16 protein-coding genes are annotated in these 18,587 nt (G+C 39.1%); 7 read left to right on the forward strand and 9 right to left on the reverse strand.

Features of this window, described 5'->3' with window-relative positions; all coding sequences use genetic code 11:
• Nucleotides 1–61: 61 nt before the first annotated feature.
• The 3 genes from JWR23_RS00340 to JWR23_RS00350 form a co-directional block, all read right to left on the reverse strand.
• The gene (locus tag JWR23_RS00340; RefSeq protein WP_299511499.1) at nucleotides 62–2,365 is read right to left on the reverse strand and encodes a GH92 family glycosyl hydrolase; all 2,304 of its coding nucleotides are present in this window, start codon (nucleotides 2,363–2,365) and stop codon (nucleotides 62–64) included.
• Between the two features lie 102 nt (nucleotides 2,366–2,467).
• The gene (locus JWR23_RS00345; RefSeq protein ID WP_299511501.1) at nucleotides 2,468–2,992 is read right to left on the reverse strand and encodes a hypothetical protein; all 525 of its coding nucleotides are present in this window, start codon (nucleotides 2,990–2,992) and stop codon (nucleotides 2,468–2,470) included.
• A gap of 141 nt (nucleotides 2,993–3,133) precedes the next feature.
• Nucleotides 3,134–3,670: a ferritin gene (locus JWR23_RS00350; RefSeq protein WP_299511503.1), complete on the reverse strand. Its 537-nt coding sequence runs from the start codon at nucleotides 3,668–3,670 to the stop codon at nucleotides 3,134–3,136.
• A gap of 182 nt (nucleotides 3,671–3,852) precedes the next feature.
• Between JWR23_RS00350 and JWR23_RS00355 the strand changes: the two genes are divergently transcribed.
• Both JWR23_RS00355 and JWR23_RS00360 read left to right on the forward strand, forming a co-directional pair.
• Nucleotides 3,853–4,128 carry a DUF4342 domain-containing protein gene (locus JWR23_RS00355; RefSeq protein WP_299511505.1) on the forward strand — a complete coding sequence of 92 codons (276 nt, stop codon included), beginning with the start codon at nucleotides 3,853–3,855 and terminating at the stop codon, nucleotides 4,126–4,128.
• A 10-nt stretch (nucleotides 4,129–4,138) separates the two neighbouring features.
• Nucleotides 4,139–4,828, forward strand: a complete 690-nt coding sequence (locus JWR23_RS00360) for an SGNH/GDSL hydrolase family protein (protein WP_299511507.1) — start codon at nucleotides 4,139–4,141, stop codon at nucleotides 4,826–4,828.
• An 85-nt stretch (nucleotides 4,829–4,913) separates the two neighbouring features.
• Here the strand turns inward: JWR23_RS00360 and JWR23_RS00365 are convergent, their stop codons facing one another.
• Complete coding sequence (locus JWR23_RS00365; protein WP_299511509.1) at nucleotides 4,914–5,378, reverse strand: hypothetical protein; 465 nt, start codon at nucleotides 5,376–5,378, stop codon at nucleotides 4,914–4,916.
• Between the two features lie 24 nt (nucleotides 5,379–5,402).
• Entirely contained in the window at nucleotides 5,403–5,639 is a 237-nt protein-coding gene (locus JWR23_RS00370) for a hypothetical protein (RefSeq protein WP_299511511.1), read from the reverse strand.
• Nucleotides 5,640–5,784: 145 nt separating this feature from the next.
• On the opposite strand from JWR23_RS00370, the gene JWR23_RS00375 reads away from it, so the two are divergent.
• The 3 genes from JWR23_RS00375 to JWR23_RS00385 all read left to right on the forward strand — a co-directional run bounded on the left by JWR23_RS00375 (nucleotide 5,785) and on the right by JWR23_RS00385 (nucleotide 11,215).
• The gene (locus tag JWR23_RS00375) at nucleotides 5,785–8,022 is read left to right on the forward strand and encodes a PAS domain S-box protein (RefSeq protein ID WP_299511514.1); all 2,238 of its coding nucleotides are present in this window, start codon (nucleotides 5,785–5,787) and stop codon (nucleotides 8,020–8,022) included.
• Between the two features lie 230 nt (nucleotides 8,023–8,252).
• The gene (locus JWR23_RS00380; RefSeq protein WP_299511517.1) at nucleotides 8,253–10,571 is read left to right on the forward strand and encodes a DPP IV N-terminal domain-containing protein; all 2,319 of its coding nucleotides are present in this window, start codon (nucleotides 8,253–8,255) and stop codon (nucleotides 10,569–10,571) included.
• Between the two features lie 350 nt (nucleotides 10,572–10,921).
• Nucleotides 10,922–11,215 (forward strand): KGG domain-containing protein, encoded by a 294-nt coding sequence (locus tag JWR23_RS00385; protein ID WP_299511519.1) that lies wholly within the window; start codon nucleotides 10,922–10,924, stop codon nucleotides 11,213–11,215.
• 143 nt (nucleotides 11,216–11,358) lie between these two features.
• Here the strand turns inward: JWR23_RS00385 and JWR23_RS00390 are convergent, their stop codons facing one another.
• Both JWR23_RS00390 and fbp read right to left on the reverse strand, forming a co-directional pair.
• On the reverse strand, nucleotides 11,359–11,835 hold the full coding sequence (locus JWR23_RS00390; RefSeq protein WP_299511521.1) for an Lrp/AsnC family transcriptional regulator: 477 nt from the start codon (nucleotides 11,833–11,835) through the stop codon (nucleotides 11,359–11,361).
• Entirely contained in the window at nucleotides 11,832–12,866 is a 1,035-nt protein-coding gene (gene fbp, locus JWR23_RS00395; RefSeq protein WP_299511523.1) for a class 1 fructose-bisphosphatase, read from the reverse strand. Before fbp ends, JWR23_RS00390 begins: the two co-directional genes overlap by 4 nt.
• A gap of 314 nt (nucleotides 12,867–13,180) precedes the next feature.
• Between fbp and pckA the strand changes: the two genes are divergently transcribed.
• On the forward strand, nucleotides 13,181–14,782 hold the full coding sequence (gene pckA, locus JWR23_RS00400) for a phosphoenolpyruvate carboxykinase (ATP) (protein WP_299511526.1): 1,602 nt from the start codon (nucleotides 13,181–13,183) through the stop codon (nucleotides 14,780–14,782).
• Nucleotides 14,783–14,972: 190 nt separating this feature from the next.
• On the opposite strand, the gene JWR23_RS00405 is transcribed toward pckA, so the two are convergent.
• Both JWR23_RS00405 and JWR23_RS00410 read right to left on the reverse strand, forming a co-directional pair.
• On the reverse strand, nucleotides 14,973–15,380 hold the full coding sequence (locus JWR23_RS00405) for a hypothetical protein (RefSeq protein ID WP_299511531.1): 408 nt from the start codon (nucleotides 15,378–15,380) through the stop codon (nucleotides 14,973–14,975).
• Between the two features lie 44 nt (nucleotides 15,381–15,424).
• Complete coding sequence (locus tag JWR23_RS00410) at nucleotides 15,425–16,156, reverse strand: acyl-CoA desaturase (RefSeq protein WP_299511533.1); 732 nt, start codon at nucleotides 16,154–16,156, stop codon at nucleotides 15,425–15,427.
• Between the two features lie 372 nt (nucleotides 16,157–16,528).
• Here JWR23_RS00410 and JWR23_RS00415 point away from each other — a divergent pair, with 372 nt between their 5' ends.
• Nucleotides 16,529–18,586, forward strand: coding sequence for a tetratricopeptide repeat protein (locus JWR23_RS00415; RefSeq protein ID WP_299511536.1), 2,058 nt, complete (start codon nucleotides 16,529–16,531; stop codon nucleotides 18,584–18,586).
• Nucleotide 18,587 lies beyond the last annotated feature (1 nt).

Below are 18,587 nucleotides of genomic sequence, written 5' to 3' on the forward strand. Positions count from 1 at the left end.
TTGTTTCACTTGTTACATTTTGTTACACTATTTCGTGAAACAAAATGTAACAAGTGAAGTATTATTTAACCGCCGCTGGTACACCCGTTGGCTGCTGTGCAGGGTTTACTCCCCAGTTTTTATCAGGCGTATCCTGTAAGTAGATATCAAGTGTGCCACCCTTTACAATGTTGGCATAAGTGATGTAATTTTTTGCATAGGCCTGTCCATTCCATTTTACCGCATTGATGTACATGGAATTTTTAGATTTTTTATGACAAATTATCTGCAGCTTTTTACCGTCGTTTAGGTTAATAGTTACATTATCAAATAGGGGCGAGCATAAGATGTACTCGCCGGATATTGGGCTAACCGGGTAAAAACCCATCGAGGCAAACATATACCACGCCGACATTTGCCCTGCATCATCATTACCACCCAAACCACCCGGGCCGTTGCTGTATTCGGCCGCTAATATGGCGCGTACTTGTTTTTGTGTTTTCCAGCTGCTGGCAGTATAGTTATACATAAACGGACTTTGATGCCCCGGCTCGTTGCCGTGCCAGTATTCGCCTTTAATAAATTGACTATCTAAAGCGGTTTCCAGTTTTTGGCGACCACCCATTAGCTTGGTTAATCCCTGTACATCCTGTGGCACATAGAAGGTATATTGCCTTGGTGTGCCTTCGGTTATATAGGTTTGTTTAGAGTCGGGGTTAAATGGCTTTATAAAGCTGCCATTTTGATAGCGCCCCCTTACAAAACCTGTAGACGGGTCGAATACATTAACATAGTTTTTTGACCTTTTTAAAAGCTTGTCATAATCATCCGTCTTGCCTAATTTTTTTGATAGCTGGGCCAGCGCGTAATCATCATAAGCATACTCTAATGTGCGGCTCACCTGCTCCATTTTATGGAAAGCTTCCAACACGCTATCCTCTAACGGGATATAACCATATTTAATGTACGAATTTAAAGCACGGCGACCTTTACCCTCTACATACTCGGCCCTGGTTTTAGGCTGATCGAACGCGTTTTGGCGCATCAGGCGGTAGGCATTTTCTACATTACCTGTACTGATACCTTTTAAATAAGCTGATGAAATAACCGATGTGGTATGGTCGCCCACCATCTCTGATGTATAATTATCCCAGCATGGGAAAATAGGCAGCCATCCGCCTTGTTCGCCTTTGGTTAAAAGCGATTGTACAAAGTTATTTACATAGGTTGGTTTCAGTATTTCAAACAATGGTATCTCTGCCCTGAAAATATCCCACAGCGAGAAATCATCATAATAATTGCCGCCTTTTGGCATTTTAGCCAGTTTATAGTTTGATGAAAATTTAGGGTAAGTGCCATCCACATCATTATACAAACGCGGCACCTGCATGGCATGGTAAAACGATGTGTAAAAAATATGCTTATCAACTGTATTGGTGGTGTTAACCGTAATTTGCTTTAAAGCCTGTTGCCATACCGCTTTGCATTTGGCGGCAACAGCTTCAAAATCCCATCCCGGTAATTCGGCTGCTAAATTTTTACGTGCGCCATCTATACTGGTAAATGATGTACCTATACGGATATGCAGTTTCTCGCCTTTTTGTACCCTGAAACCCACATAAGCGCCTTTGTTTTTTCTTCCCTTAAGGCTATCAGGTATGTTAGAATTATCAGTAAGGAACATTCCGTTTGTGCCAATTTTCTTTTCCAACTTAATAACAAAATACCCGCTAAATCCAGCCGCTTTGCCCCAGCCCTGGTAAATGCGATGCGCCGGGTTATAGCCATATATCTCGTTGTTTTTTGTGTCTACTTTAACATAACCTTCGCCCCAGTCGCTGTTTGGTGTAATTAACAGATACAGGCTGTCGGCGGCATCGGCAGTAACTTCTATAATGCCTGCGCGCGGGGTAGCAGTAACAGCGGTGTGTATTTTATAAGATGGCAAATTAACACGGTATACATAGGGGGTAGACTTTTCATCTTTATGCGTAAACTGCGCGGCATAACCTGTTGTTTTTAACTTGCCGGTTATAGGCATAATGGTTACACTGCCATAATCCTGCGTGCAGGAGCCGCTTATCCAGTGTGAGCCACGGAAGCCAGAGAAAGCGTTGTCTTTATAATAATATGGCGGGATACATTTTTGTTCGGCTGCCTGTGTTTGTGGTATCCATTGCGTCATGGCAAACGGTGTAGTTACAGATGGTGCTGTATTGGCATAATTAGTAAGCGCCTCATAACCATGCTTTAACGCGGATGGTGTAGTGCTGTTTGCCGTTCCGGCTAACGGGTTTACGTATTTAACCAGGTCAGTTTCCTGCGCGAAAGCGGTACTAACTACTGCTGCAAATAATAATACAAAACAAAAACTAATTGATCTCATTGATTTATTGCTGAAAGCTGAATTTTTATTGGTTGCTATAATAATACCTTACAGGTATGGGCAGCCAATTTAGGGGTTTTCGGCAATAATTAACAATAAAATTTAGCTAAGCTTTACGGTACTATCAGGCGTTTGGGCAGATTTTTTCTTTTTCCAGATTTTGTATAGCTGGTAGGCTATACCAACAGTATAAAGCACAACTAACACCATTAGTCCCTTTTGTATGATCGGGTCGTTAGGACCACTTGCTATGGGGTGAGATATAGGTAGCCTTGTTAACGTCTCAACTATAGTTGGAATACCCGAAAGAAATAATGTTGTCGACATTGCAATAGTTTCTATATACGCCGCGCTTTTCCCTAATGCACGTATGGCTTTTGCATATAAACCAATGGGCAGCAATATTAAAACTACTATGGCAACGCCATGAGCAGCGGTAAAATGCCCGGTTTTCATGATAGGGAAGGCTGTTAAGCAGGTAATGGCCGTTAATAAAATATATAGTTTTCCAGAGCCGTTTAATGGGGTGATCTTACCATCGCGAAACAAACAATAAAAAGCTGCTAATAAGGCAAGGATACTGATTGCAGTATGTATAATGCCAAGGATGGATAAATGATTAGGCATAACTATAATATTTAAATGTGAAAGGATAATTAAATATTACAAAAAAATTCATTAAAACAAAAAAGCGGATGATCTTTTAATATCATCCGCTTGCCAATGGTGTGAGCTATTGGTTTATAATTGATTATGGTTTCTCTACGGTTACATCCTGTGCCAATGTGGCATCGCTGGCGTTTCTACAAGGTCCTTATCCAATGCGTAAGCGGTATCGTCGTCTTTGGCATCCGGATCTTCGGCAGCTTTTATTTTATTTAACAGGTCCATTTCAAGGGTTTCTTCTTCTGTTTGTTCTTTAATAAACCATTGCATAAAGCTAAAGGTTGCCCAGTCTTTTTCGGCCATGCTCATGTTCACAATGGCATATATTTTGGATATGTTTTCAACTTCTGATGTGAATATTTTTTCAAAGCAATCATTTATACTTATCGGGTCCGGGCCGGGTGCAGGTATAGCTTTAACCACAACTTTAGCGCCGCGTTTTAAAATATATTCCAGGAATTTCATCATGTAATTACGCCTCTCGTTTACATGCCTGAAGAGGAAGTTTGCAATACCAGTATACTCATTCTCGCTTGCCCATGAAGCATACGCCAGGTACATCTGCGCATTACGCGCCTCGTTGGTCATTTGGTCGTTTAACGCTTTTGCAAGTGGTTGCGACAGTCCGTTAGCTTTCATAAAGTATAAACCAAGTATTTAATAAATGGTTTGTACTGCTAATGTTTTATTTAAAATATTATCTTCAATTATATTTAGTTTTACCCCGATTCCTCTCCAAAGGATAGGGATTAAATAAAAGCGGATAGAAAGTCCTCTGCATTTAAGGTGAAGCGAACAAATAATATTAAAACCAATACTGTATGGCCAACAAAGAATTCTTCTCTATAAATGGAGAGGGCCTGCTTAAAAAGGTAAAAGAACTAATAGCAGAAGGTAATATAACCCGCATTACTATTGCTGATAAGGCAGGAAAGGAAATAGCAAGTTTTCCGCTAACACTGGGCGTGATAGGTATGTTATTGATGCCTATGTTTGCAGCTGTAGGAGCTATAGCGGCATTAATTGGCGAGTGCACCATTGTTGTTGAAAGACAAGAAACCGCGGAAGAAAAAAAAGAAGAAGATCAACCTATCTAAACCATATAAAATGAAACCTAAATTTTTACTAACCGCTATTTTATTATTTGCTATCGCGGTACCAGCCATAGCGCAGGATACCAAACCAAGAAGAGAAGGTACCGAGTGGATAGACGCATTTATGCCAAACACTAATGATTCGGCCTTACCGCGGATATTGTTGATTGGTAATTCGATTACCAGGGGATATTATCCCGAGGTTGTTGAGCTGATGAAAGGTAAAGCCTACGTAGCACGTTTAGCTACCTCAAAAAGCCTGTGCGACCCGGCGCTGCTAAAAGAGATAGACCTGATAATGAGCTATTATAAATTTGATATCGTTCAGTTTAATAATGGCCTGCACGGGTTTGATTATACCGAAGATGAATACAAGGCAGCTTTCCCGGCCTTTGTACAAAGCATACGTAAAAACGCGCCTAATGCTAAGCTAATGTGGGCAACGCTTACACCATTACATACCCGCGCCGATGCCAAAATATTCGACCTAAAGATAGAACGCATAAAAATCCGTAATAAAATAGCGCTTGATTATGTAACCGCTCAAAAAGATATAAAGGTGGATGACCTATGGGAAACGGTTATAGATCATCCCGAATATTATCAGGGTGGCGATGGCGCGCATCCATTGCCTGTTGGTTATACCGCATTGGCGCAAAAGGTTGCTGCAGAGTTGACGGCCTTAATGGTGGAGAAGAAATAAGTTAACGATGGGGCGATATCATTTATAATATCAATTCTTATATCGAACCCACAATAACTTAATATGTTTAATTGTTGTCTGGGTCTTATTTTATCCTTTTACCCTCACCAAATTTCTTAAACAATTGGTACCCAATCCCGGCAAAAACAGCAAATACTACGTGCGCCGGTACAAGCTGCAGGTAGTACTTGTTAAAGCTCATTGCAGGAGGTAGCGGGTGCATTTTAAAAGTGGTTTTCCATATAGCTGCGGCAACAAGCCCACTTACTGCACCCAATACCAGGTTGTTTTTTATAGATGATTTTATCTTTTTCCTGCGCCAAAGCTCTACATACACCATCGCGAATAATAAACCAACGGCATAATGTCCGGTCCACCCCATAAACTGGGTTTCTTCCTCATTAAGCATAGGTAACAAGGCATGGGTCAGTTGCCCCAATCTTTCAGGTTCACTAAAATTTTCATCATCGGCTACAGAAACCAGATAGCTAAACAGGGTCATAAAAGTTGTGCCGGTAAAGCCAGCAATTAATACTTCGTTACTTTTCATATCATTCAACTTTTTGGTTTTTAGTTAAATATTGTAGCTCTCTAACTGATCAGCAATAAGGTGTAACATGCTTTTCTTAATAACCCCCGGGTTTTTACAGATATGTAAAATTTTATGTCCATCAGGCTCAAAACTTCCTACAAATTGTCCGTTCTTAAATACTTCATATTTACAATTTTCGCCGTCGTGATGCATATAGTCGAAAACCTCAAAATGGAGGTTTTCATTATTATCGGTAACGGATATCTCGAATTTTTCCATAGAAATAGTTTATTAGTATAAAACCATAATGGCACAATATTGTTGTATTCAAGATAAATAATGACCAGATAAGTCTTTTTTTATAATAAGCACATCAATATTTTTACAGCAAATATTTATAATTGCATAAAGTATACCCCAATAAGTGATAGAAGAAGATAACAGAAGCCTGAAAAAACATATTGACCCTAATATTCAAGCCGATATTGAAGCGGTTAGTAATTTGCCAATGGTATCAACCTTGCTTGAAGTTATATGTCGTACTACAGGCATGGGCTTTGCTGCTATAGCGCGTGTAACAGAGGATAGGTGGGTAGCCTGCAGTGTGCGTGATGAAATAAGCTTTGGAATAGAGGCAGGTGGAGAGTTACAGTTGGAAACCACCATTTGTAATGAGATACGTCAAAGCGGTAAACCGGTTATTATTGATGATGTTTTGAAAGATGTTTTTTTTTGTGAGCATCATATCCCAGCTATGTATGGTTTTCAAAGTTATATCTCGGTTCCTATCTTTCGTAAAGATGGAAATTTTTTTGGTACGCTTTGCGCTATCGACTCTAAACCGGCTAATGTTAGTTCGCCGGCGGTAACAGGAATGTTTAACTTTTTTGCCGAATTGATCTCTAATCATTTAACCACTTTTGATCAGCTTGCCGAAACAGAATCAGATTTTTTACAAAATCAAAGAACTTTAAAGCTTCAAGAGTATTATAATAAAGAATTAGCCGCTGCCAATAAAGAGCTGGCAGATACTCAAAGAAGCCTGCAATTATCTGTAAAACAGCTTACTGATAGTAAAGATAAACAGGCCATGCTTGCAGCCATTATTGAATCATCAGAGGATGCTATCATCAGTAAAACATTAGATGGCATTATTACCAGCTGGAACCAATCAGCCGAAAACTTATTTGGACATACTGAAAATGAAGCAATTGGCAAACATATCACTTTAGTTATACCGGAAGATAGACAAAAGGAAGAGCGATTAATAATTGAAAAAATAAGAAACAGCCAACGGATTGACCATTTTGAAACTATCCGGAAAACAAAATCGGGTGCTGAAATTCCTATTTCACTTACTGTATCGCCTATAAGGAATGAAGAGGGGCAAGTAATTGGCGCTTCTAAAATTGTACGCGATATTAGCAAGCAAAAACAAGCCGATGAGCAATTGAAAAATTATGCAGAGCGGTTAGAAATATTGAACTCAATAGGACAGACCATATCGGCCGGTTTAGATACGGAAAGTATATTACAAAAAGTAACCGATGCCACCACTCAGCTCACCGGCGCATCCTTTGGAGGCTTTTTTCATAATCAGGTTAATGAGAAAGGCGAATCATATATGTTGTATACATTATCCGGTGCCCCCCGTGAAGCATTTGAAAAATTTGGCATGCCGCGCAATACAACTGTTTTTGCTTCAACCTTTAATGGCGAAGGTATAGTACGGGTTGATGATATTACAAAAGATCCAAGATATGGCAAGAACCCGCCCTATGCAGGTATACCTGAAGGGCATTTGCCAGTAATAAGCTATTTGGCTGTACCTGTAACCTCTAAAACAGGAGAGATTATTGGCGGGTTATTTTTTGGGCACCCTGAGCCCGCAATGTTTAAAAAAGAACATGAGCAATTAGTAGCCGGAGTAGCTGCTCAAGCATCTGTAGCTTTAGACAATGCTAAGCTATATGAAGAAGTACATGTATTAAATGCCAAAAAAGATGAGTTTATTGGTTTGGCCAGCCATGAATTAAAAACACCTGTAACCAGTATTAGTGGCTATTTGCAAATTATTAAACGTAACCTTTCGTCTGACGACAGAAACAAAGCCTTTATAAGTAAAGCTTTGCAACAAGTTAATAAACTCACAACACTGATATCTGATCTGTTGGATGTATCCAAAATTCAAACCGGTAAACTACCACTATCTTACACTCAGTTTGATTTGGTTGATATGTTAACCGAAGTTATAGAAATGATGCAGCAAAGCTATAACAGCCATAAAATAGAACTGCAATATGATATGCAGCCTATCCTGCTTAGGGCAGATCATCAACGTATGGAGCAGGTAATTATTAACCTTATCACTAACGCGGTCAAATATTCGCCGGGCACTGATAAGGTTATTATAAAAGCGGCAATTTTAGGCAATAAAATAAATGTATCGGTACAAGATTTTGGTATTGGTATAGCTAAAAATCAACAAGAGAGAATATTCTCCAGGTTTTATCGTGTAGAGAATTTGGCGGCGCATATGTCTGGCCTGGGTATCGGCTTGTATATCTGCCATGAAATTATCAGCAGGCATAAAGGTAAAATGTGGGTTGAAAGTAAATTAGGTAAAGGGGCAACCTTTTCCTTCGAGCTGCCAATTGGCTAATCAAAATAAATATTATGTAAGCGCAAACTGGTTAGGGGTTTAAGAATATTAAACCCCTGGTTTGAATCTCCCGGGCTTGGTTGTAAAACTTAAATCTTCAAATATCCACTTAGAAATAAGCGGAACAACTATATAGCTATTTTCACTAAAGCATAATTTTCCATACAGGTACTTGAAAAACATAAATAGCTGTATATTGGTTGCCTAAAATTAACTGTCTTAAAATCGCTATGAATAAGTTTTTTCTTACCGCTATGCCTTTGGTACTGGCATTAACTACACATGCCCAACAGGGTAAAATTTTAACCGCAAAAGATTACGAACGTGCCGAAAGTATGATGGCTTATAATACTGAGCCATTAGTTGAGCATACAGGAATACGCCCTACGTGGCTTACTGATGACCGTTTTTATTACCGTACACCAGTTGCCCAAGGCAATCAATTCATTTTATTCAATCCTGCTAAGGCAACTAAAGTTGCCGCTTTTGATCATCAAAAACTGGCAACTACTTTATCAACAGCTACCGGCAAGCAATATAAAGCAACCGAATTACCTTTCCAGGCTATTAGTTTTTCAGCAGATGGAAAGGGCGTCATCTTCCAGGCAGAAGGTAAACAATGGAGATTTGAAAACAACCAGGTTGTAACTGATACCAGCACGGTAAAAGTAGTTGCATTGACTGGCGGCCGTGGCCGCCGCGGTGGTGGGATTGGAGGGGGAAATGACGTGCTGTCACCAGATAAAAAGAAAGCTGCCTATATAAAAGATTTCAATTTATGGGTTCGTGACGTGCCAACCGGTAAGGAAACTCAATTAACTATTGATGGGGTAAAGGATAATGGTTACGCAACTGACAATGCCGGCTGGGCCGCAAGCGAAAGGGCCATCCTGGTGTGGTCGCCTGATTCAAAAAAGATAGCCACCTTTCAGCAGGATGAGCGTAAAGTAAATAATATGTACCTGGTGCCCACCAAAGTAGGTGCGCCAACCTTAAAAGCATGGAAATATCCTTTCCCGGGTGATAAAGAAATACCGATGCTTACCCGCGTTATTATTAACGTGGAAAATCCAAAAGTAATTAAATTACAGGTAGCCCCTGATCCGCATAGATCTACACTAAGTGATGACATTAAAGGCGGTGCCGGATGGGCAGATGTATATTGGAGCGACGACGCTACCAAGCTGGTCTTTGCCTCTACCAACCGCGATCATAAACAAGAAAAGGTACGTATGGCTGATGCCGAAACAGGCGCCGTGCGCGAAATTTTTGAAGAAACTGTACTCACCCAATTCGAATCTGGATGGGCAGCGGTAAACTGGAGATACCTGAGCAAGACTAACGAGATACTTTGGTTCTCTGAACGTGATAATTGGGGGCATCTTTATTTATATGATGCTACTACCGGTAAGCTTAAGAACCAGATAACCAAAGGTGATTGGGTGGTAACAGGAATAGATAAAATAGATGAAAAAAATAGGGTTGTTTATTTTACGGCAGGGGGATTAGAAACGGAGAATCCTTATTTCACGCAGCTTTGCAAGATCGGGTTTGATGGTAAAGGTTTCACTGTGTTAACTCCGGGTTCTGGCAACCATACTACAAGCTTTTCGCCAATGGGTAATTATATTATAGATACTTATTCTAAGCCTGATGTTCCGCCGGTTACGGTTTTACGTGATATGAAGGGCAAACAAATTACCGAACTGGAAAAAAATGATCTATCCAAACTTAGCGCTACCGGCTGGAAACCTGTAATTCCTTTCTCTGTTAAAGCGCATGATGGCAAAACAGATATATATGGCTTAATGTGGGTGCCAAAAACAATTGATCCAAATAAAAAATATCCGGTTATTGATTATATCTATCCTGGTCCGCAAGGTGGGAGTGTGGGCAGTTGGTCGTTCGCTACTGAACGCGGAGACAATGGCGCTCTTGCCGAATTGGGGTTTATTGTAGTAGAAATTGAAGGTACCAGCAACCCGTTGCGTTCAAAAAGTTTTCATGATATGAGCTATGGCAACATGGCCGATAATACACTATCAGACCAGGTAGCGGGCATTAAACAACTGGCAGCAAAATACCCTTATATGGATCTGGATAAGGTTGGTATCTGGGGACACTCTGGTGGTGGTTTTGCCGCTGCCGCCGCTATGTTCCGTTATCCTGATTTCTTTAAGGTCGGTATTTCAGAATCAGGCAACCACGAAAACCTGAATTATGAGGACAACTGGGGCGAACGTTATAACGGTTTAGTTAATAACGCTGATTATAATGCCCAGGCCAACCAAAACTTAGCCAAAAACTTAAAAGGTAAGCTTATGCTTGCCCACGGTTTAATGGATAATAATGTGCCGCCGCAAAATACCTTTTTGGTTATTGAGGCACTGGAAAAAGCCAATAAGGATTATGATCTGGTTGTATTCCCTAACAGCCCGCATGGTTATGGTGCTTATGCGCCATATATGATGCGCCGCCGCTGGGATTATTTTGTGAAAAACCTGATGGGGGCAGAGCCACCGTATGAGTATCAGCTTAAAGGCAGATAGTGGATTTATAAATTATAAAATAAAGCAGCTTGATTAGGCCAAATTGAGTAAGAAAGAAATATAGTTCTTATTCTGCTAAAATAGAAACCTAAAAACAATATGGTTAATTTGTCTTAATTACTGTTTGGTGGCAAAATATTTGAGGTATAAAATAATATACACTATTGTTTATGCCATGTACAGTAACCATACAGCTGAAATGTTGCCTTATTTATTAAGTGCTCTTCGGTTTTTGCTAACCCATTGTGGTTAAATAGTTTAATTTTTAATTTATTTATAGTTTCGTCTGGCATGCAAATTATATTAGATAATGGTGTTGAAATAATTATAAATCTTTAAAAATTATCAAAATGGCAACTAATCAAAAAAATCAGGGCGGTCGTGAAGAGCAGGATCAAAAGGGCCGGGGAAGCAATCAGGGAAATAGTAGAAGCAGCCAGGAAAATCAGGACAAGAGTCGTGGAGGAAGCCAGGAAAGTCAGGAAAATAGCGGCAGCTCTAACCGAGGGTTCGCTTCTATGGATGACGACAAACAACGTGAAATTGCCAGTAAGGGCGGTAAAGCTGCTCATGAATCAGGACATGCTCATGAATTCGATTCTAAAGAAGCAAAGGAAGCTGGCCGCAAAGGTGGCAAAGCCTGAGTTGATGTAGAGAGAGATTATAAGCTTATTGAAGCGAAAGGATAAGCATTAATAGCTTATAACAGGACAGCAGCAATGCTGTCCTGTTTGTTTTAAAACTATTATTAAGTATGGCCAATTAAAATTATCAGAACAATTAACGCTTACTGTTTTCCAAGCTCATATGCAGATTCATTTTTCGCTTCTGACATTACAAAAAAGCTTTGCATCATACCTACATCGGGCAGGATGGAAAGCTTATTCATCACCAGATGATTATATTCGTCCATATCACTAATGGCTATCCGCAGTAAAAAATCAAAAGCTCCGGTCATGTGATAGCATTCCATTACCTCGCTTAGTTTCACCACTTCGGCCTGGAATGCCATTAAACTATCCTGGGCATGTTGCTTTAGTTGTACTTGTGTATAAACAATAAGGCCGCGGCCTATTTTTTTTGGATCAAGGATAGCTGCATAACGTTTAATATAGCCTTCGTCCTGTAATCGTCGTACCCTGGCATGGATAGGTGTTATTGATTTATGCAGGCGCTGCCCCAATTCTTTATGCGTAAGCCGGGCATCATTTTGCAATAAGCGTAAAATGCCGGTATCGGTCGGGTCAAGTTCTTTGTTAATCATAAGTTTACAATATCATTAAAGGTAAGTACTCCTGCCTCTTCCATAAAAGCCTCCGCACGCATTACCATTTGCTCAGAGCCTATAAAAATTGGCGAACGCTGGTGTAGCTTATTTACTTCCAGATCCAATATGCGGTCTTTTCCATTAGTGGCTCTGCCGCCTGCCTGCTCAATAACAAAGGCCATGGGGTTGCATTCATACACCAGCCGTAACTTGCCGTTTGGTGCAGATGCCGTAACCGGATAAATAAAAATCCCTCCTTTTATAAGGTTACGGTGCAGGTCGGCAACCATCGAGCCAATATAGCGCGATGTATATGGCCGGTTAGTCCCTTTGTCTTCCACCTGGCAGTATTTAATATATTGTTTTACACCTTTCGGAAAATGCACATAGTTGCCTTCGTTAATCGAATAGATCAGCCCTTCTTTAGGTATTTGCATATTAGGATGGGAAAGACAGAATTCGCCAATAGATGGGTCCAGTGTAAATCCGTTAACGCCTTTGCCTGTAGTATAAACCAGCATAGTCGAAGAGCCATATATTATATATCCGGCTGCAACCTGTTGTGTACCGCATTGCAGCACGTCTTCCAGTGTAGCCGGGCCATTTTGTGAAATTTTATGATAGATTGAAAAGATGGTGCCTACTGCTACATTTACATCGATATTTGAAGAACCATCAAGAGGGTCAATGGCCACGATATATTTAGCCTGTTGCGAAATGACATCATTTAACGGAATAATATTCTCATTTTCTTCAGAGGCGACAATACAACATTCTCCTCCGCTGCGCAAGGCAGAGATAAATTGATCGTTGGCATAAATGTCAAGTTTCTGCTGACATTCTCCTTGTATATTGATGCTGCCCGACTGGCCCAATATATCCATCAGGCCGGCTTTGTTCACTTCGCGGTTAACGATCTTGGCCGCTATACCAATGTCGCGTAATAACCTGGAAAGTTCGCCTTTCGCATATGGAAAATCGGCTTGCTTTTCTATAATAAATTGTCCTAAAGTTTTAAATTCCGGCATTGGCTTAGTGTATTATATACATAATTAATTTGATGCTTGTATTCGTCAATATAAGTATTTTTATACTTAAAAAACAATAAAACTGTAAAATGTTTTATTTTTTTATGTTAACCATAGTGTATTTAAAATGCATTTTAAATACATATTTGACTAAATCCGGGTAGAAAAAGCGGTAAAACAGCTTAAATGACTAAAAATAAATCATTAACAGTCTTTTTTTCTAAAAATAATACTTGGTATAGCATACATGACCAAATCACACCAACTTTACATATTAAATAAGCTGTCCGTCGTACGGTTTTAAATACGCCATTATGATTAGTACAAAAAAATATAATTTCGAAACAACAGGGATAAGCACTCTTAACCTGTCTTATCTTAATTTAAGCAGCCAGCAACCCTGTTACTACCAACTGCCACCCAATATCCTGGTCAATTATTCAATTGAAAATAAAGAGGGTATTTTAACTGATAAAAAGGTATTAGCTGTGGATACAGGTGAGTTTACCGGTCGTTCGCCAAAAGACCGCTTTATTGTAAAAGATGATTTAACAATGGACACCGTTTGGTGGGGCGATGTTAATATTCCCTTTGGTATTGATGCGTTTGATAAGCTTTATTTAAAGGTGATAAAATATCTTGCCGATAAAGATTTTTTTGTTCGTGATGCCTTTGCTTGCGCCGATGAAAATAGCAGATTATCGTTACGGGTTATAACCGAAAACGCCTATCAAAACCTGTTTGCTTATAATCTTTTAATCAGGCCTGATAAACCGGTTATCAATCACCCCGAGTGGACCATTATTGCCGCGCCAGGTTTTAGAGCCAATCCCCTGGAGGACGAAACGCGTCAGTCGAACTTTTCGATCATCAATTTTTCAAAAAAAATTATATTGATAGGCGGAACAGGATATACGGGTGAAATAAAAAAAGCAGTATTTTCTGCACTTAATTTTTTGCTTCCCCGGCAAGGTATATTGCCCATGCATTGCTCTATAAATATGGGTAGAGAAAAAGATACTGCCATTTTTTTCGGCTTATCGGGTACAGGTAAAACCACTTTATCAGCAGATCCTGACCGCAGATTGATAGGCGACGATGAACATGGCTGGGGTGAAGATTTTGTATTTAATTTTGAAGGTGGATGTTATGCAAAAACTGTTGGTTTAGATCCTGAAAAAGAACCTCAAATATATGCAGCTGTTAAAGAGGGGGCCCTTCTTGAAAATGTTTGCTTTCATCTTGGCAGGAAAAGTGTGAATTTTGATAACATAGCAAAGACAGAAAATACCAGGGTATCATATCCAATTCATTATATAAAAAACGCCGTGATACCTTCTGTAGGTACTACCCCAAAAAATATTTTTTTTCTCACTGCCGATGCTTTTGGAGTGCTGCCGCCGGTGGCTAAATTAAATAAAGAGCAGGCTTTATACTATTTCCTGTCTGGCTATACCGCTAAAGTTGCCGGGACCGAACTGGGTATAAATGAACCCCAGGCCACATTTTCTGCCTGTTTTGGCAAAGCATTTTTGCCATTGCATCCACAAACATATGCTAATATGCTAAGTGAAAAAATAAGTGGTAATAAAATAAACATCTGGTTAATAAATACCGGATGGACCGGTGGGCCTTATGGCGTTGGAGAACGGATAAAACTGGTTTATACACGCGCAATAATTAACGCGGCAATTAATGGTGAATTAAATAATGTTGAGTATGAGCTTTTCCCTGTATTTGATTTAATGATCCCTAAATCTTGCCCGGGTATTCCTGATGAATTATTAAATCCGACTAAAAACTGGAAAAATTTAACCGATTATTGGGCCAAAGCGAATTACTTGCTAAAATTATTTAAAGAAAATTACAAGATTTTGGATAATAAAAGTACATTTGTAATAACAGATAAAGATTAAACCACAGGGCATTAAATTTAATAAGCCCATCTGCCTATTTGTAAGTAATAATATTCTTTCCTTTTTAAGCAGATGGGACTCTTATGGCGTCGCTATGCACGTTTGCTATACCAATAGGGCAATAGTAAAATTTATAAACTACTCTTTAGCATATTTAAAACTGTTTGACAGAGCGCCATTAACGCCTGTTTTAACGGCGCGGTCGGTTTGGATTATACGCTACCAGAAATTGCAATTGTTTGTTCCTGGCTGCATCATGTTCAGCATTGTGGAACTTAGCTTTTACAGTGGCTAATTTTGTTTTAACTAATATTAAAAACGCTGCAACAATTTCAGGTAATACGTTAGTAGATACCGTAGGATAATACTTTTTCTCGATGGCTTTCTTTTCATCGGCTGTTGCCATGCTCAGTTCCCATCCTTCTTCGGGTTTAAATCCATTCTCATTCGCAATATTATTTAAGTCAAAGAGATATTCTTTCGCTTGATATTCTATAGCTTGCTTATTCATTTTATTTAAGTTTTTGTTGTTAAAAATTATTTTAGTTTTAGTCCATTGCTGATTTACCGCCTGGGTAATCAGATGGTTTTTTTTCATTTGCCTCAGCAGGCAGTTTTTTTCTTTACGAACGATATTAATATTTAATAGGCTCTTCTTAAGGTAATGATCCGCATCCAGTGCAGGAGTTTCATCACAGGATAAACCGGATCAATCTCGAACCATTTCTTACCGAAATTGGCGCTGTTAGGATGCTTGTGATGATTATTCTGGAACAGTTCTCCCAGCATCAAAAAATCAAAAGGTGTTGTGTTTTTGGATTTATCTTTATTGTCGAAATTCCTGTAGCCATATTTATGCCCGCACCAGTTCACAATAGCGCCATGGATGGGTCCCATCATAAAATGAATGGGCAGCAATAAGAACAGCCACCAATGGGCTGCAAAGAAAATGTAAAAGCAGGTATAAGCTGCGCCAAAAAGTAGCCGGGATAAGATTGAAGAACCAATGCGGTCGACTATTGGCCATTCCGGGTAATGTCCCGGGAATTGTGCTTCCGGGTCTTTGGTTCTTTTCACATAGTCACCAAAAGTATTAATAGTTGACTTCATCATTTGATAGATGTCTGTAAAGAAATGCGGCGAATGCGGGTCGTTTTCGGTATCGCTGAAAGCATGGTGCTGGCGGTGCATCATAGCGTAAGCGCGGGGATTTAAAAAGGAAGTGCCTTCAAAAAGGTAGGCCAATAAATAAAATACACGCTCCCAGAATTTATTGGTGGTAAACATCCGGTGCGAAGCATAGCGGTGTTGGAAAAAAGTTTGAAAGAATAGTGATAGGAACCAGTGGGCAATAAAAAAAATGAGTATGGTCATAAAAATTAAATTTGATAGCAATAAATAACAGGCATGGTTATTTCCATGGCTATTGTAGTATAATAAACAGAGAGGGTATGATTCACTGTTGGCCTGAATTTGCCTGGTTGTGTTTGCGCAATAATGATTAAGCTGCGTTTGTAATCAACCAGTAAATGTTTATGGGTTGTCGGGCCAGAAACAGCAGGTGCTTTGTAGTATCTTGAAAACTATTATACTAAACGGCTTATTTGTTCTGTTTATTGTGTAGGCCGGTTAGGATTTGGGTAAATACACAAATCCGGCCTTGAAAATTGCACGTAATAAGTTTCCTAAACAGATATAGTAATTTTACTTTTAATTTAGTTATTTTTCTGTTATTTCGTAAAATTAATGGGTAACACAAAGTCTGGCAGATCAAAACCTGCAACAAAACAAGTATCTAAAAATAGAACGCTTTTATTTAAGGTAATAGGTATTTTATTGCCTTTTTTACTATTGTTTTTTATTGAAATACTATTACGCGTGTTTAATTATGGCTATAATCTGAGCCTGTTTATAGAAGATAAAAATGACAAAAACTACCTGGTATTTAATCCTGATGCATCCAAGAAGTATTTTTTAAACCAGGTTATCGCTACCACGGGTAACAGGGAACTGTTTAAAAAAACAAAAGACCCGAACACAACCCGAATTTTTGTTTTAGGCGAATCAACTACTATAGGTTATCCCTACTTTCATAATGGTTCTTTTCACAGATGGTTGCAATACCGTTTAATGCATACTTTCCCGGATAGAAACTTTGAGATCATTAATATTTCATTAACCGCGGTTAACTCTTATACTGTTTTGGGCTTTGCCAAAGAGGTGGTAAACTATGAGCCGGATGCTGTATTGATTTATACCGGGCACAATGAATATTATGGAGCTTTAGGTGTAGGTTCAACAGAAAACATTGGGGGCAATCCATTATTGGTAAAAGCTATACTTAACCTTCGGCAGTTAAGATTGGTACAGTTAATAACAAGAGTATATAGCAGCATAACAGGCGCACCGGCAATACCTAAAGGTGAGTTGAAGGAAACGTTAATGAAGCGGATGGTTGCCAATCAGCAAATACCCTATAAATCAGCATTGTATAATAGGGGAGTTGACCAATTTAGAACCAATATGGATCAAACCCTGCAAACGCTTAATGAACACCGGGTACCCGTTTTTATAAGTAACCTGGTAAGTAATGAAAAAGACCTGAAGCCATTTGTAAGTATTGCAGCTACAGGGGCAAACCATTCGGCTTTTAATAATGCCTATCAGCAGGGCGTGAATGCTTTTAACCATAATGATATGCGGGCAGCGCTAAAGTACTTTAATGCCGCTAACCTGGTATATGCAAACCATGCCTTATGCAATTACTATATAGGGCAGATATTATTTAATCAGGGAGATTACAATGCTGCTAAAACCTATTTTGATAAGGCAAAAGATCTGGATGCACTACGGTTCCGCGCCCCGCAGCAAATAAATGATATCATTACCGGGCTAAGCAAAAAACATCCTTATACACACCTGGTTAACACTAAGGCCGAGTTTGAAGCTAACTCAGATCACCATATTATTGGCGATGGATTAATATTAGAGCATGTTCATCCAAACCTTGCGGGATATGCATTAATGTCTGATGCTTTTTATGAAAGCCTTAAAAAAGAACATTTTATTGCAGTAAATAAAGAAAGTGAAATATCATTTAAGCAATTGTTGCATGATATGCCTATTACCAAAATAGACTCGCTGACCGGCGTTTATAAAATGGCTAATTTAAAAAGTAGCTGGCCGTTTACCACAGTGACAGTAAAGCCCGGTTATAAAGTTGACTCGCCCGAAGCGCAATTGGCCTATGGTGTTACTTTTAAAAGTATGAGCTGGGCAGATGCAATGGACCAACTTTATAATTATTATATAAATAATAAGGATATTGCCAATGCAAAAAAAGTAGTTGAAGCATTAATATTGGAAACGCCTAATGAAGATGCACTTTATGAAAAAGCTGCAAATTTGAGCGGCGCTATAAAAGATTACAGCGATGCGGCGGCAAACTTTAGCATATCTTTTAACAGATCACCAGGTTTTGATAAAGCAAGGAATCTTTTTGTGCTCTATCTTAAACTGGATAAACCTTTACAAGCTGTTCCTTACCTGGACTATGCTATTAAAAACAACACCTCAAGTTTTAATCTTGCACCGGTTATGCAATATGTAAATGATATAATACAGTTAAAAAAAGTATATGAAAATGATACTACCAATATATCAGTTATTAATAAAATAGCCGGTACGTATGCCAAAATGGGTAATAAGGATGGCGCGGTTAAGTATATTGATAAGGCATTAAAACGTGATAAGAAAAACAAAGATGCACTGGCGATATTGGCAAACGTTATTGGCATAAAATAAA

This window comes from Mucilaginibacter sp., assembly GCF_028288205.1.
Taxonomy (GTDB): domain Bacteria; phylum Bacteroidota; class Bacteroidia; order Sphingobacteriales; family Sphingobacteriaceae; genus Mucilaginibacter.